Raw genomic sequence first — 13561 nt, 5'->3', positions numbered from 1 at the left:
TTTATACTAGAAATATATATATTTAAAATATGGAAAAAAAGACGAAATAACATTAGATAGTAGAGATTTGGAGGTTCTAGAATGGATAAGTCGTCGATTATAGGGTTAATACTTGCTTTAGTAGCATTATTAACAGGGATGGTAATGAAGGGTGTAAGTTTATCTGCATTTTATAACCCTGCAGCTATCCTAATTATCATTTTTGGTACTATTTCCGCAGTAACAATTGCCTTTCCTATGCAGGAGTTAAAGCGTGTGCCAAAGCTATTTAAAATTCTTTTTAAAGAAACAAAATTAGCAAATGATATAGAGATTATTAAAATGTTTTCACAATGGGCTGACTTAGCTCGTCGCGAAGGGCTATTAGCACTTGAAAGTAAGGCTTCAGAGATTGAAGATCCATTTTTAAAAAATGGCCTTACATTAGCAATTGATGGTCAAAATGCTGACTACATACGTGATGTCCTAACAGAAGAAGTAGAAGCGATGGAAGAGCGACATACTAGTGGAGCAGCTATTTTTACGCAAGCAGGTACATATGCACCTACTTTAGGGGTTCTTGGTGCAGTAGTAGGGTTAATCGCCGCATTGGCTGATATGAATGATATCGAAAAGCTAGGACATGCTATTTCAGCTGCCTTCATGGCTACACTACTCGGTATCTTTACAGGGTATGTTTTATGGCATCCATTTGCGAACAAGCTAAAGCGTAAATCTGCTTTAGAGGTAAAACAAAAGAGAATGATGATTGAGGGTATCCTTTCAGTATTAGAAGGGGAGGCACCACGTGTTATTGAACAGAAACTATCATCATACTTAACAATGGAAGAACGTCGTCAAATTTCTGGTGAAAGCGGGGCGGGTGGCCTTGGCAAAGAAAGCTAAGAAAAAAAAGCATGATGAACATATTGATGAATCTTGGTTAGTGCCATACGCAGATATTTTAACTTTGCTGCTAGCCGTGTTCATTATTTTGTTTGCCTCAAGTTCAGTCGATCAAGAAAAGCTAGAAAGAATGTCGGCAGTTTTTAATCAAGTCTTTGATGGTGGAACTAGTTTTCTAGAGCAACCTGCACCAGTCCCTACTCCGAATGCAGATAGCGACCAAACGCCACAGCAAAACTCTGCCTATTTAAAGGATCAACAGGAGTTAGCTGAAATAAAAGATAGTGTGGATAATTTTATTGCAGTCAATGAAATGGAAGGTCAATTTGCCACAGAAATGACGGATGAAGGGTTGCTAGTGACAATCCGTGATAGTATTTTATTCGATCCAGGGCAGGCAACAGTTAAACCTGAGTATGTCCCTATTGCCAAAGAGCTATCAACTATGCTGGAATCTGATCCAGCTCGAAATATTGTCATCACAGGTCATACAGATAATGTGCCAGCAGGTCCGAATTTCACATCGAATTTTCAGTTATCTGTAATGCGTGCAACTAAATTTTTAGAACTGCTTATTGAAAGTAATGACAAATTAGATCCTACGCGCTTTAGTGCAAAAGGAAACGGTGAGTATCGTGCAATTGCACCAAATGACACAGCCGAAGGACGTGCGAAGAATCGTCGTGTGGAAGTATTAATTCAACCATTAGTTACTGAGGATGGTTCAGAAACTTAGAGTACACAGTAATAAAAGAGCTATTAGCAGCAGACAAATGTCTTAAGCTAATAGCTTTTCATTTTACCTATTTACGCAAAGATCCTAATTCAGCAACAATCGCTTGCATTTCGCTTGGACTAAAAGTTTCTCTCTTCATAACCATTTCATATAGATACACTAAATCTTCATAATTTGCTTCATCGAAGTTTTCAGATTTCATTGCATCGACATTCACCATACGAAGCTTGTCCTTCATTTGATCAACCATATACACAACGTTTTCTTTAGATGGAACTGATAAATCCATTTTTTACCCTACCTTTCGTCATCCTCGCACATATCATTTCATTGAATAAAAAAAATGTCAACTCTGTATTTAGGCATTGCTTTAAAAATAGACTGTTATTGGGTAGAATAAGGGCAGAAGACTGTTTATTTATGAAATAATAGGGAATATGCAACTATACAAGCAGGGGGTTTTATTATGGGTCAAAGTAAATTATTAGTATCTATTGTAGCAGGAGCAGCTGTAGGAGCAGCATTAAGTATGTTAGATCACGCTACACGAGAAAAAACAATTGCCTCAACAAAAAAGATGAAGGAAGCCATCTCATACTATGCTGCAAATCGAGAAGAATTGCAGGTTTTGGTAGAGGAAAAAGTACTAGCAGCAAAGGTGCTTTGTGAAAGTGTGTCAGATAATGTCAACACAATTGCTGAAAAGGTGGATGAATTTAAGGATTTACCTACCACGATACAGGGAATGATTGAAGATACGAAAACAGCCTTTACGTTACCTCATAAGGAGTGAAGGGCGTTTTAGGAGGAATTGTATGGAAAAGAAAAAAGCAACATTGCATAATACTTTTGGATTTGTAAAAACGTTTGTCTCTCCAGATGAGGGAGCGATTGATATTATGACATCCAAGGGCTTTATCCAAGATTTAATAGGTCGACTCAAGCGAGTTGAAATATCTGCGCTTGCTGCACAATTGGCTTATTTCTTTTTACTATCGTTCTTCCCCTTACTTATTTTCTTGGTAACACTACTACCATATCTTAACTTGCAAACAACTCAGGTCTATTCATTTTTAGTGAATATATTACCCGATGAAGTGTATAAGCTTATTGAAAATACACTGAATGAGATTTTAACAAATCGAAATAGTAGTTTACTTTCCATTGGGGTTTTAGGTACAATTTGGTCTGCATCTAAAGGCATTAATGCACTAATTCGTGCCTTAAATAAAGCCTATGATACAGAAGGGAGAGCAGGTATATTAGATAGGGGCCTATCACTAGTTTTTACAATCGCCCTCGTTATTGTTATTGCCGTTGCTCTCTTATTGCCAGTCTTTGGTCAGCAAATTGGCCATTTCCTCTTCTCAATCGTCGGAATAGAGGAGCAGTTTGAATCAGTTTGGCATAGATTAAGATGGTCAATACCGCCATTATTGATTTTTATCGTATTAATGGGCATCTACTGGTTTGTGCCAAATACAAGTCCACGTTTGAAAATAATGGGCGTATGGCCAGGGGCGCTATTTGCCACACTTGCTTGGTTAGCAGTCACATATGGTTTCTCTTTTTATATTAATAATTTTGCAAATTATTCTGCTACATATGGTAGTATTGGTGGCGTCATTATTTTAATGCTCTGGCTATACTTTACGGGAATCATTTTAATCTTTGGTGGCGTATTAAACGCTACAATGCAGAAAAGAGCGCTTCAAAAGGAAATTCGTCGATAAGGAAATAATAAGCTTTAGCAAAAGCCTCGCTATACTCTTAATGAGTAGCGAGGCTATTTTATCTTGATTCAGCTGAAAACGTCCACCTCTATAAGTGGTGAGGTAAATGCACCAATTGTTCAATGGGTGTCCAGAAAACGCCTGAAACAAGATAAAAGCCCCAGCGGATATCACAGATTTTGAAGAGGAGCTTTCAAGCAAGCTTGAAAACAATCTGGACGTAATTACGCTGAGGCTTGATTGATGTTAAACATTTTTATTGAGCATACGTAAACCATTTAGAATAACTAGAATTGTACTACCTTCATGTCCGATTACGCCTAAAGGCAAGTCGACTACTTGTAAAAAGTTAGAGGCGATTAATAAGACAATTACCCCGATAGAGAAGAAAATATTTTGTTTCACAATACGTTGCATTTTACGTGATAAACGAACAGCATAGGCAATTTTTGATAAGTCATTTTTCATCAGCACAACATCCGCTGTTTCAAGCGCAACATCTGTGCCTTCACCCATAGCAATGCCAGTAGTTGCAGTAGCCAGTGCAGGGGCATCATTAATACCATCGCCGACCATACCTACGAATTGATGTTGGGTAAGTAATCGTTTCATTTCAGTTACCTTTGTTTCGGGCAGACACTCCGCAACATATTCCGTAACGCCAGCTTCCTTCGCGATAACTTTCGCTGTTTTTTCGTTGTCACCTGTAAGCATCACCACTTGAATACCAAGCTCTTTTAATAATGTAACAGCTTTCTTAGCTTCAGAGCGCACAGTATCTTTTAATGCTGTTAATGCAACAATACCATGTTGATCTCGAATGAAAATAACTGTTTTTCCCTCTGCTGCAAGTTTAGTTACAGCACTATTTGCAAAATTGTTGGCAAGTTGCGCATCAACAAACTCTGGTTTGCCTACTTGATACTCCTTGTTTTGAATCGTTCCTTTAATACCCCAGCCTGGAATATCTTCAATTGTTGCCTGTGGCAATACGTCGATTCCTTCAGCCTTAGCATATGAGGTAATAGCTTGGGCAAGGGGATGATTGGATTGAGATTCAATTCCTGCGAGAATTGCTAAAGCCGTATCACGTTCTACGCCATCACGAACAATAAAATCTGTCACAACTGGTTTTCCTTGAGTTAAAGTACCTGTTTTATCGACAGCCAATGCACGTAATACACTAAGATGCTCTAAGTGTAAACCACCTTTAAATAGCACACCATTTTTTGCACCATTTGATATCGTAGCAAGTGTTGCAGGCATAATAGACGCAACGAGTGCACAAGGAGAAGCAACTACTAATAACACCATTGCTCGGTAAAAGGTTGTTGTCCAGTCCCAGCCGAGCAAGAAGTGGGGAAGAAACATCATGACGGCAACACCAAGTAAAACAAATTTTACATAAGTCCCTTCAAATTTTTCAATGAATTGCTGAGAGGGAGATTTTTCACTTTGAGCACTTTGGACGAGCTGTATAATTTTTTGGAAAAGTGTCTCTGAATTCGCCTTTGTCATTTCCATTGTAATAGCACCATTTAAGTTTACTGTGCCTGCAAATACTTCGTCACCTTCACCTTTTGAGATAGGCAGGGGCTCCCCGCTTATAGCTGATTCATCAATGGAAGATTGACCCTTGAAAATAATGCCATCTGCAGGAATGCGTTCACCAGGTTTAATCAATAAATGATCCCCGATTTGTAATGTGGAAACGGACACCTTCATCGGCTCAAATCCACCACGCACTAACCATGCTTCTTCTGGCTGTAAATTCATAAGGGCTGAAATTTCACGATGACTTTTATTCATCGCATATGTTTCAAGTGCACCACTTACTGCAAAAATAAATATTAGGATGGCACCCTCAGTCCAATAGCCAATTGCTGCTGAGCCAATTGCTGCTAATACCATTAATAGCTCAACATTTAACTTTCGCTCTTCTATGGTTTCTTCAATGCCTTCTTTTGCTTTAGCGAATCCACCTACACAAAAGGCAATTAAATATAATAGAACAGAAGCTGTTGTTTGTCCACTTGAGTCTAAACGCCATGCAAGTAAGATGAAAATTCCAGCCATTAATGCAGCGATTAATTCTGCATGCTCTTTTACTTTCTCAATTAAGTTTATATTTTCTCGATTAGAGTATTCCATCTATATCCCTCCTGATAATGAAAATCAATATCAAAACCTTTGTAAAATAACATTATTTCGAGCTATTCAATTGAAAATGGATTTCAATTACTATCTGTATTATTTAGAATTATTATAACAAAGGAATTTATAAAAATAAAGTAGGAAGTTTGATGAATTTTAAACAATTAGACAAAGATTGTAAATTGAAAAAGGCACAGTTTATTCACTAGGAATATTCTGTGCCTTACAAAATTGTGCAATAAAACGAGTTACCGCTACTTACTATTTAATTAGAAAACTCTTTCTGCATGCAAAGCAAGTTTTTCTAATGATGATTTATCCACATCTGCATGTAGTGAGTTACCATGTGAATCCATTGTTACAACTGCTGTAAAGTTTTCAACATTTAAGTGCCACATAGCTTCAGGAATACCAAATTCCATTAAATCAACACCATCAACGCCTTTAATACAGTCCGCATAGTATTGTGCTGCTCCACCGATTGCATTCAAGTAAACGCCACCATGCTCATTAAGCGCTTTTAATGTTTTTGGTCCCATTCCACCTTTACCAATAACAGCACGGATACCGAATTTTTTCATGATATCGCCTTGATAAGGCTCCTCACGAATTGAAGTAGTTGGACCAGCCGCTTTTACTGTCCAATTGCCTTCTTCATCCTTAGCCATTACAGGTCCACAGTGATAAATAACTTGTCCATTTAAGTCAACTGGTGCATCGTGGCTCATTAAATGGTGGTGGATGGCGTCACGACCAGTATACATACGACCAGTAATAGAAACAACATCGCCAACTTTTAATGAACGAATTTGTTCTTCAGTAATTGGCGCAGTAAGTTCTACTACATCTGTAGTTGTATCTTCTGTTGTAGCAGCTACTTCATTCTCCTTGAAGGTAATTTTTTCACCTTCTTGGTAGTGCCAATTCAAAATTTCGCCAGTTTGAGGATCGATGTCCACAGCCATGCGACGGTAAGCCCAACAATTATATGCTACTGATACATAGAAAGAAGCTGGAATACGGTGCATGACGCCAATTTTACAGCCTAATAATGTTGCTTCACCACCGAAGCCCATTGTACCGATACCAAATGTGTTAGCTGTTTTAACAACATACTCTTCTAATTTTGCAAGATCTGCATTTGGATTTGTATCTTCAACATGACGGAATAATTGCTCTTTTGCTAAATCATAGCCAGAAGAACGGTCTCCACCAATACCTACACCAATGAAACCAGCAGAACAGCCTTGACCTTGTGCTTGGTATACGGAGTGTAAAATACATTTACGAATACCATCTAAGTCACGTCCTGCACGACCAAGACCTTCTAATTCGCATGGTAGACTGTATTGAATGTTTTTATTTTCACAGCCGCCACCTTTTAGAATTAACTTAATTGTAATGTAATCTTTTTCCCATTGTTCAAATTTCATCACTGGCAGACCATCACCAAGATTATTACCACTGTTTGCACCAGATAATGAATCCACCGCATTCGGACGTAATTTAGCATCTGCAGTTGTATCGTTGATTGCTTTTTTGATTGCAGCTTTAATTTCTAATTGGTTTACGCCAACAGGAGTATAAATTTTGAAAGTTGGTAGTCCTGTATCCTGACAAATTGGTGACACGTTATCTTCTGCCATAATAATATTATTTGCGATTGTGTCTAAGCTCATTGCTGCACGAGTACCAGCATTCTCAGCTTCTTTTGCTTTTTTAATAGCACGACGTACATCCTTAGGTAGATTCGTAGATGTTTCAGTAATTAAATCGTAAAGACTCTTCTCCAAAGTTTGTAGATTCATTGGTATTGCCCCCCATAGAAAAATTGATTATTTCCACGTTACATTATACTCTTTTCAACTAATGAAAAAAAGAGCCGTTATCTAAGAGCCCTAAATTAAAGCATATTTTAATAGTATGGAAGAGGGGATTGATTTTGTAGAACGTTTGTTCTAAAATAGAATAAATCCATTATTAGGAGGAACTTGCATGACTGCTAAAACTTTACTTGAATTACCAGAAGCTTTCGAACAATATAGACCTTTAATAGAAGGAACATTGAAGCCTGTAGTATTGATTGATACGGAGATAAGTAAAACAACTTTATTTCAAAGTAAGTTTGCAGGAGATCCTTATTTCCCGTTGGCAATGGACTATCCAAAAAACAAAAAGGGACAACCGTTAAAGCTATTAGCTCAAATTAACTTTGCAGAGGTTCCAAAGCATTTACCCAATTTCCCAAAAGAGGGGATATTGCAATTTTATATTGATGGTTATGACGATGTTTTAGGAATGGATTTTGATAATGGGCAAAATCAAGAAGGCTTTCGTGTAATATTTCATGAACAGGTTACGCAAGAGGAAGCACAGCTTATTCAAGATTTTTCTTTTATAGAAATAGATGATGAGGAATTATATTTTCCTGTCGAGCGTGAAATGGCATTATCCTTTACTACAGGCGTTGAGCCGATGTCGATTGATGATTTTAGAAGCAATGACAAGTATGCTAGCATCTTAACAGCTTTGGAGAATGATGAAGCATTAGAAGACAGCTTCTATGATACTATGACTGGTGATGGTCATAAAATTGGAGGGTATCCATTCTTTACGCAAGAGGATCCTCGAGCTTATGGAGATTATAAAGATTCAATCATTATGCTGTTACAGATTGATAGTGTCGGCGACAATATTCTTTGGGGCGATTGTGGCGTTGGCAATTTCTTTATCACAGAGGAAGAGTTAATGAATAAAGATTTTAGCAAGGTGCTTTATAATTGGGATTGCCATTAAAAAACAAGCGAGCACACGATGCTCGCTTGTTTTTTATTCATTATTGTTCACGAGCATGAAATTGCTCCATTTTGTCCTCTAAATCATCCATCATTTGGATTAAGCGATCAATATCTTCTAACTCAGCTGTTTCAGGATCAAGGGCATCTAATACTTCTAAAAACATCTCTAGACGCTCTTTTAAATAGGTTACTTGTTGCTCTTTATCAGTGATTGGCTTTGACATTCGTACACCTCATTTCATCCCTTTCATCGTAGCGGATTTGAGCTTAAATTTCAATGTTTAGGTAAACACCTAGGACTAAGAGATTAATTTTAAAAAACAATAGACAGAATATTTACAATATTGAGGATGTATGTTAAAGTTGTTTTAAGATAAAGTAAAGGAGCTGATTGAAAAAAAGTCATTTGCCAACGCTAACTCGAAAAGGAGGGAGTTTAAACAAGTAATCGGTAATATTCAAAAGCCGAAATTCGTGTTTATACAATTAAATGAGGATAAGTATTAGTTAAGCCTTAGCGTAAAATCACATGTGGTGAGCGCTAAGGCTTTTTGGTATGCTGTTCTTTGGAAGAATGACTTGATATTGGAGGAAAAAATGACGTACTTCTCAGATTACAGCAAAAAAAGATTTACCATTCTAGTATTAATTGTATCCATATCAGGCTTTTCTCAAGGGATGCTTTTACCGCTTATTTCGATAATATTTGAACGAGATGGGGTATCCTCTGCATTGAATGGCTTGAATGCAACTGGCTTATACATAGGGACATTACTAATTTCACCATTTATCGAGCAGCCCTTACGCAGATGGGGCTATAAACCGATTATTTTAATTGGTGGAGCACTAGTTTTTGCGTCTTTACTTACATTTCCTTTATGGAAAAGTGTGACCTTTTGGTTTGTCCTTCGTTTATTAATTGGTGTAGGCGATCATGCCTTGCATTATGCCACTCAAACATGGATTACAAGTACAGCAGATCATAAAAGCTTAGGGAAGGGGATGGCCATTTATGGCTTATCATTTAGCATAGGTTTTGCTGTTGGGCCACTTATGGTGAAGCTCATTGAAATTGCTGAAGCGCTACCGTTTATCGTATCTTCAATAATGTGCCTCTTTGCATGGTCTTTTGTATTTCTCTTACAAAATGAAAAGCCTGAGCGTTTAACAGGTGATTTAAATGCCAGAGGATGGCAACGGTATAAAATGGCTATTTTATTTGGGTGGATTGCCTTTTTAGGTCCATTTGTTTATGGTTTTCTGGAGTCTTCACTAAATGCCTTGTTTCCTGTCTATGCATTACGCAAGGGCTTTGAAGTCGGCATGATTCCTATCATTTTATCTGTGTTTACATTTGGTGGTATTTTAACGCAAGTGCCGCTCGGTGCACTAGGAGATAAAGTAGGGAGAAGGAATATTTTGATGATTGGTTCATTTGGTGGCGCAATTATTTTTGCGATTGCAAGCTTTTTAGAGCATTCACAATTCGCTGTAGCTGTCGCATTTTTCTTAACGGGTACACTGGTTGGCTCGATGTTTTCTTTAGGGATTACATTTATGGCTGATTTGACACCAAAGGAGCTACTGCCTACGGGGAATTTACTTTGCGGAATTGCTCTAAGTATTGGTAGCTTAACAGGTCCATTTTTAGGTGGAGTTTATTTAGAATATGTAAAAAATTATAGCTTCCTTTTACTTGTGGCTATGCTTTTGCTAGCCGTTGCAATCGTTTTATTTATATTTGGACGCCGCAAGCATCAACAACCAACGATGGCAAAATAAAAAGAGCGGGGCTCATCTCCCGCTCAAAAAACAAAAAACGCCCAGCAAATCCGTGCTGTTATGGCGTTTTTTGCGTAACAAGGATGTTCCGTCCATGTTACATAGGTTTGGCACCTAGAAAGTTATTATACAGACATGTTCTAATGAAAGCAATAAAAAAGAAAATGGAGATTTTTGGACATTATCAATCCTTCTATTTATAATAAAAGAACACTTGCTTAAAAAGGAGGTTTTAATCATGACAGAAATGAAAAAACTATCTATCCACCGTGCTTTAACAGAATTAAAAATGCTGACTCTACGAATTGAAGCAGCAACAAATGAGGTTAGCGCAGTCGTAGCTAATCGAAAAAGCAATCGTAAAATTAATGGTGTAGACATTCCTGAATATGAAAAACAAATGCAAGCATCCTATGATAAAGTGGTAGGTTTAATTTCCTATCGAAATAAAATAAAAGCGTTAGTTGTGCAGTCCAATGCAAACACAAAGGTGATGGTGGGCAAAGAGGAAATGACTGTAGCAGAGGCAATTGAACGGAAACAATCCATTCAATACGAAAAGAATTTGCTAGAAGTTATACAACATCAGCATCGTTCAGCTATTAATACAGTTGCCAAAGAAAATGATGCGTTACCTGCAAAGCTGGAAACCTATTTAATTAACATACTGGGCAATAAAGATAAACAATCACCAGAGGAAGTCAAATTACATACCGAAACATTTATGAAAAGAAATGAGTTTGAAATCATTGATCCCCTAAATGTTAAACAACAAATTGAGAAATTGAGCAATCGGATTGAAGAATTTGAATCAGAGGTTGACGCTGTCTTATCAGAGTCGAATGCCACAACCTTTATTGAAGTACAAGTTTAACAAAATTTGCATGGCCTAGCGAAAATGGAAAACGAAAAGTCGCTCGCGCTTCAAGGCATGTGTGCGAGTTAAAACGTAAAACATGCCTTACTCCAATGTAACTTTCAACTAAACTGATTTGAAAGCTCAAAGGTAAAAGGTGAAAGTACAAAGCTTACGTTTTAAAGTTCTTTAGATAAAAGCTGAAAATTTAACATTTAATAGTCATTTAAATCCTGGGCTATTGGTTAAGGTATCGACTTTTCTGGACCATCCATCATCCACCAGGCAGCTTGTGCTGTGCATTAGAAAAAGGACGTTTCCAAAGGGATACGTCCTTTTCATATCATTTGTTTTTTAAAACAAGTTTTGCCACGCATTCCACTTGCGCAGTCTGTGCAAACATATCGACGGGCTGAATATACTCAACGTCATAAAGCTTCGCTAATTGTTGTAAGTCCTTTGCCAAAGTGGATGGGTTACAGGAGGTATAAACAAAACGTTTAGGTTTTAGTTTAAGGACTGTTCGAATAAACTCAGGTGCTAGTCCTGTGCGTGGCGGATCTACCGTAATTACATCTGGTGTAAATCCTTCCTTGCGCCATTTTGCTAGGACACTTTCCGCTGTACCCACCGCATATTTTGTATGCTTGAAGCCATGGTTGCGAGCATTTTTACGGGCATCCTGAATGCTTTCAGGGATGACATCCATTCCACGAACTTCCTTTGCTTTATCTGCTAACCATAATCCAATTGTGCCAACGCCACAGTATGCATCAACGACTGTTTCTTTTCCTGTTAAAGCAGCAGCCTTTTTAATTTCATTATAAAGATGAACTGTTTGTGTTGGATTTAGTTGGAAGAAGGCGCGGGCAGATAAATCAAAAGCCAATTCGCCAAGCTCTTCATGAATTGTTTCTTTGCCATCAAGTACAATGGTTTCATCACCGAAGATTAATGATGTTTTTTCACGGTTAATATTTTGTGCAATGGATACAATACTTGGATCAATTTTTTTAATACGTGAAATTAATTCAGCTAAATGAGGGATTTCTTTTCGTGTTGTGACAAGAACAACTTGTGTCTCACCGGTACGAATCCCGGTACGTACAACAATCGTACGCACTAAACCATCTAGTGTACGACCATCGTAAATAGTAATATTTAGCTTTTGTAAGATTTTTCGAGTGGCGACGGTAATTTTGGAAGTAATTGGGTGCTGAACGAGGCAATCATTAATGTTTAATAGCTTATTACTTCCTTCAGCGAATAAACCCGCATAAACACGCTTGCCTTCTTTACGCACTTGGAATTGGCTTTTATTACGATAATGCCAAGGATCATCCATACCAAGAGTTTTTCGTACTTCAATTGTTTCGAGTAAAGGTTTGGCATAACGCTCTAATGCTTGTATAACAATGTCTCGCTTTTCTATTAGCTGTTTTTCATAGGTCATATGCTGAAGCTGGCAGCCGCCGCACTCATTGTACACTGGACAAGGTGCTTCCTGACGATGTTTTGAAGCTTTACGAATGGCTAAAATCTCTGCTTCAGCAAAATTACGTTGTGTTTTTGTTACTTGTGCTGTGATCTCTTCTCCAGGAATAGCTCCTTTTACAAATACTACATTGCGTTTATAAAATCCTACACCTTCACCATTAATACCTAGCCTTTTTATTGTTAGTGGGAATTTTTGTCCCACGGTCATTGTTGTTTGCTGCGTCAAACGTTCCACGTCCCTGCTCTATAATGTCATCTCCCCATTATAGCGAAGGAGCAGGCGATTGCAAAGCAACAGGGAAATCTTCGTATTCTAATACTAAATCGTCAAGTGATAAGAAAGTATAACCTTGCTTTTTAGCTTCTGCAATAAACATTGGTAATGCTTCTGCGTTATCCTGTGCTACTGTATGCATTAAAATAACAGCACCAGGATGCAATTGTTCCATAAGTGCATTATAAGCATAATCTGCACCACGACGTTCATCTTTCAACCAATCCTTAAAGGCCACAGACCAAAAAATATGGCGATAACCTTCAGCATTGCCCACTTCTAGCACTTTTGCATTAAAAATACCTTCAGGTGGACGAGCATATGTTGTACGATCGATGCCTGTCAATTCACGTAATTTGCCATCAAACTTTTGCCATTCTGCACGCATGCCATCCGGCGAAAGTCGAGCCATATTAGGGTGTCCATATGAGTGATTCCCGATAGTATGACCATCCTTCACCATGCGTTTCACCAAATCGCTAGCACTGTCTAAGTAATGGCCAGTTAAAAAGAAAGTTGCAGGTACATTTTCTTTTTTCAATGTATCCAAGATACTTTCAGTAAAGCCGTTTTCATAGCCATTATCAAATGTTAAATAGGCAATTTTTTTATCTGCCTTCCCTTTATAAATCGCACCATATTTGTCGAGTAACTGATCGAGCTGTGCGCCTGCTTCTGCCTGCTCTCCGTTTTGAGCGCGTTTAAAGCCCCAATGGTGTTCATCAGAACCGGCAGCAAAAAATGGATTAAAGCTAATTCCTGCGGCAATAATAAAAGTAGCAATTACCGCGCCTACAATATGTTGTTTCCACATAAAAAACGCATCCTTTCTTTTTCATTAGAATG

General features: G+C 37.9%; 13 protein-coding genes. 7 read left to right on the top strand and 6 right to left on the bottom strand.

What is annotated here, in order from left to right:
• Positions 1-81 precede the first annotated feature (81 nt).
• Both motA and motB read left to right on the top strand, forming a co-directional pair.
• Complete coding sequence (gene motA, locus MKZ14_RS19165) at positions 82-885, top strand: flagellar motor stator protein MotA (protein ID WP_004225583.1); 804 nt, start codon at positions 82-84, stop codon at positions 883-885.
• The gene (motB, locus tag MKZ14_RS19160) at positions 869-1621 is read left to right on the top strand and encodes a flagellar motor protein MotB (protein WP_131521945.1); all 753 of its coding nucleotides are present in this window, start codon (positions 869-871) and stop codon (positions 1619-1621) included. The genes motA and motB overlap by 17 nt, the downstream gene beginning before the upstream one ends.
• 67 nt (positions 1622-1688) lie before the next feature.
• Here the strand turns inward: motB and MKZ14_RS19155 are convergent, their stop codons facing one another.
• Complete coding sequence (locus tag MKZ14_RS19155; protein WP_016995366.1) at positions 1689-1910, bottom strand: DUF1128 domain-containing protein; 222 nt, start codon at positions 1908-1910, stop codon at positions 1689-1691.
• Positions 1911-2087: 177 nt separating this feature from the next.
• On the opposite strand from MKZ14_RS19155, the gene MKZ14_RS19150 reads away from it, so the two are divergent.
• Together MKZ14_RS19150 and MKZ14_RS19145 are read left to right on the top strand one after the other, a co-directional pair.
• On the top strand, positions 2088-2414 hold the full coding sequence (locus MKZ14_RS19150) for a YtxH domain-containing protein (RefSeq protein WP_339280343.1): 327 nt from the start codon (positions 2088-2090) through the stop codon (positions 2412-2414).
• A 22-nt stretch (positions 2415-2436) separates the two neighbouring features.
• Complete coding sequence (locus tag MKZ14_RS19145; RefSeq protein ID WP_016995369.1) at positions 2437-3354, top strand: YihY/virulence factor BrkB family protein; 918 nt, start codon at positions 2437-2439, stop codon at positions 3352-3354.
• Positions 3355-3600: 246 nt separating this feature from the next.
• On the opposite strand, the gene MKZ14_RS19140 is transcribed toward MKZ14_RS19145, so the two are convergent.
• Positions 3601-5505, bottom strand: coding sequence for a heavy metal translocating P-type ATPase (locus MKZ14_RS19140; RefSeq protein WP_016995370.1), 1905 nt, complete (start codon positions 5503-5505; stop codon positions 3601-3603).
• Between the two features lie 272 nt (positions 5506-5777).
• Positions 5778-7316, bottom strand: a complete 1539-nt coding sequence (locus MKZ14_RS19135; protein WP_016995371.1) for a fumarate hydratase — start codon at positions 7314-7316, stop codon at positions 5778-5780.
• Positions 7317-7503: 187 nt separating this feature from the next.
• Here MKZ14_RS19135 and MKZ14_RS19130 point away from each other — a divergent pair, with 187 nt between their 5' ends.
• Positions 7504-8304 carry a YwqG family protein gene (locus MKZ14_RS19130; protein WP_333004919.1) on the top strand — a complete coding sequence of 267 codons (801 nt, stop codon included), beginning with the start codon at positions 7504-7506 and terminating at the stop codon, positions 8302-8304.
• Positions 8305-8344: 40 nt separating this feature from the next.
• Here MKZ14_RS19130 and MKZ14_RS19125 read toward each other — a convergent pair whose 3' ends face one another.
• Complete coding sequence (locus MKZ14_RS19125; RefSeq protein ID WP_016995373.1) at positions 8345-8530, bottom strand: SE1561 family protein; 186 nt, start codon at positions 8528-8530, stop codon at positions 8345-8347.
• A gap of 373 nt (positions 8531-8903) precedes the next feature.
• Here MKZ14_RS19125 and MKZ14_RS19120 point away from each other — a divergent pair, with 373 nt between their 5' ends.
• Together MKZ14_RS19120 and MKZ14_RS19115 are read left to right on the top strand one after the other, a co-directional pair.
• Entirely contained in the window at positions 8904-10088 is a 1185-nt protein-coding gene (locus tag MKZ14_RS19120; RefSeq protein WP_258860028.1) for an MFS transporter, read from the top strand.
• 238 nt (positions 10089-10326) lie between these two features.
• On the top strand, positions 10327-10962 hold the full coding sequence (locus MKZ14_RS19115; RefSeq protein WP_036076970.1) for a hypothetical protein: 636 nt from the start codon (positions 10327-10329) through the stop codon (positions 10960-10962).
• Between the two features lie 325 nt (positions 10963-11287).
• Here the strand turns inward: MKZ14_RS19115 and rlmD are convergent, their stop codons facing one another.
• Both rlmD and MKZ14_RS19105 read right to left on the bottom strand, forming a co-directional pair.
• Positions 11288-12667: a 23S rRNA (uracil(1939)-C(5))-methyltransferase RlmD gene (gene rlmD, locus MKZ14_RS19110; RefSeq protein WP_016995376.1), complete on the bottom strand. Its 1380-nt coding sequence runs from the start codon at positions 12665-12667 to the stop codon at positions 11288-11290.
• Positions 12668-12704: 37 nt separating this feature from the next.
• Positions 12705-13529, bottom strand: coding sequence for a polysaccharide deacetylase family protein (locus MKZ14_RS19105; protein WP_016995377.1), 825 nt, complete (start codon positions 13527-13529; stop codon positions 12705-12707).
• Between the last annotated feature and the right edge of the window lie 32 nt (positions 13530-13561).

The sequence above is a fragment of the Lysinibacillus sp. FSL P2-0066 genome, assembly GCF_037969495.1.
In the GTDB taxonomy this organism is placed as follows: Bacteria; Bacillota; Bacilli; order Bacillales_A; family Planococcaceae; genus Lysinibacillus; species Lysinibacillus boronitolerans.
The sequence above is the reverse complement of the archived record's forward strand: the minus strand, read 5'-3'. Positions and strand labels throughout refer to the sequence as shown.

Coding starts and splice junctions, on each gene's coding strand:
- motA (WP_004225583.1), top strand. CDS start 82: ATGGATAAGTCGTCGATTATAGGGTTAATACTTGCTTTAGTAGCATTA.
- MKZ14_RS19155 (WP_016995366.1), bottom strand. CDS start 1,910: ATGGATTTATCAGTTCCATCTAAAGAAAACGTTGTGTATATGGTTGAT.
- MKZ14_RS19150 (WP_339280343.1), top strand. CDS start 2,088: ATGGGTCAAAGTAAATTATTAGTATCTATTGTAGCAGGAGCAGCTGTA.
- MKZ14_RS19145 (WP_016995369.1), top strand. CDS start 2,437: ATGGAAAAGAAAAAAGCAACATTGCATAATACTTTTGGATTTGTAAAA.
- MKZ14_RS19140 (WP_016995370.1), bottom strand. CDS start 5,505: ATGGAATACTCTAATCGAGAAAATATAAACTTAATTGAGAAAGTAAAA.
- MKZ14_RS19135 (WP_016995371.1), bottom strand. CDS start 7,316: ATGAATCTACAAACTTTGGAGAAGAGTCTTTACGATTTAATTACTGAA.
- MKZ14_RS19130 (WP_333004919.1), top strand. CDS start 7,504: ATGACTGCTAAAACTTTACTTGAATTACCAGAAGCTTTCGAACAATAT.
- MKZ14_RS19125 (WP_016995373.1), bottom strand. CDS start 8,530: ATGTCAAAGCCAATCACTGATAAAGAGCAACAAGTAACCTATTTAAAA.
- MKZ14_RS19120 (WP_258860028.1), top strand. CDS start 8,904: ATGACGTACTTCTCAGATTACAGCAAAAAAAGATTTACCATTCTAGTA.
- MKZ14_RS19115 (WP_036076970.1), top strand. CDS start 10,327: ATGACAGAAATGAAAAAACTATCTATCCACCGTGCTTTAACAGAATTA.
- MKZ14_RS19105 (WP_016995377.1), bottom strand. CDS start 13,529: ATGTGGAAACAACATATTGTAGGCGCGGTAATTGCTACTTTTATTATT.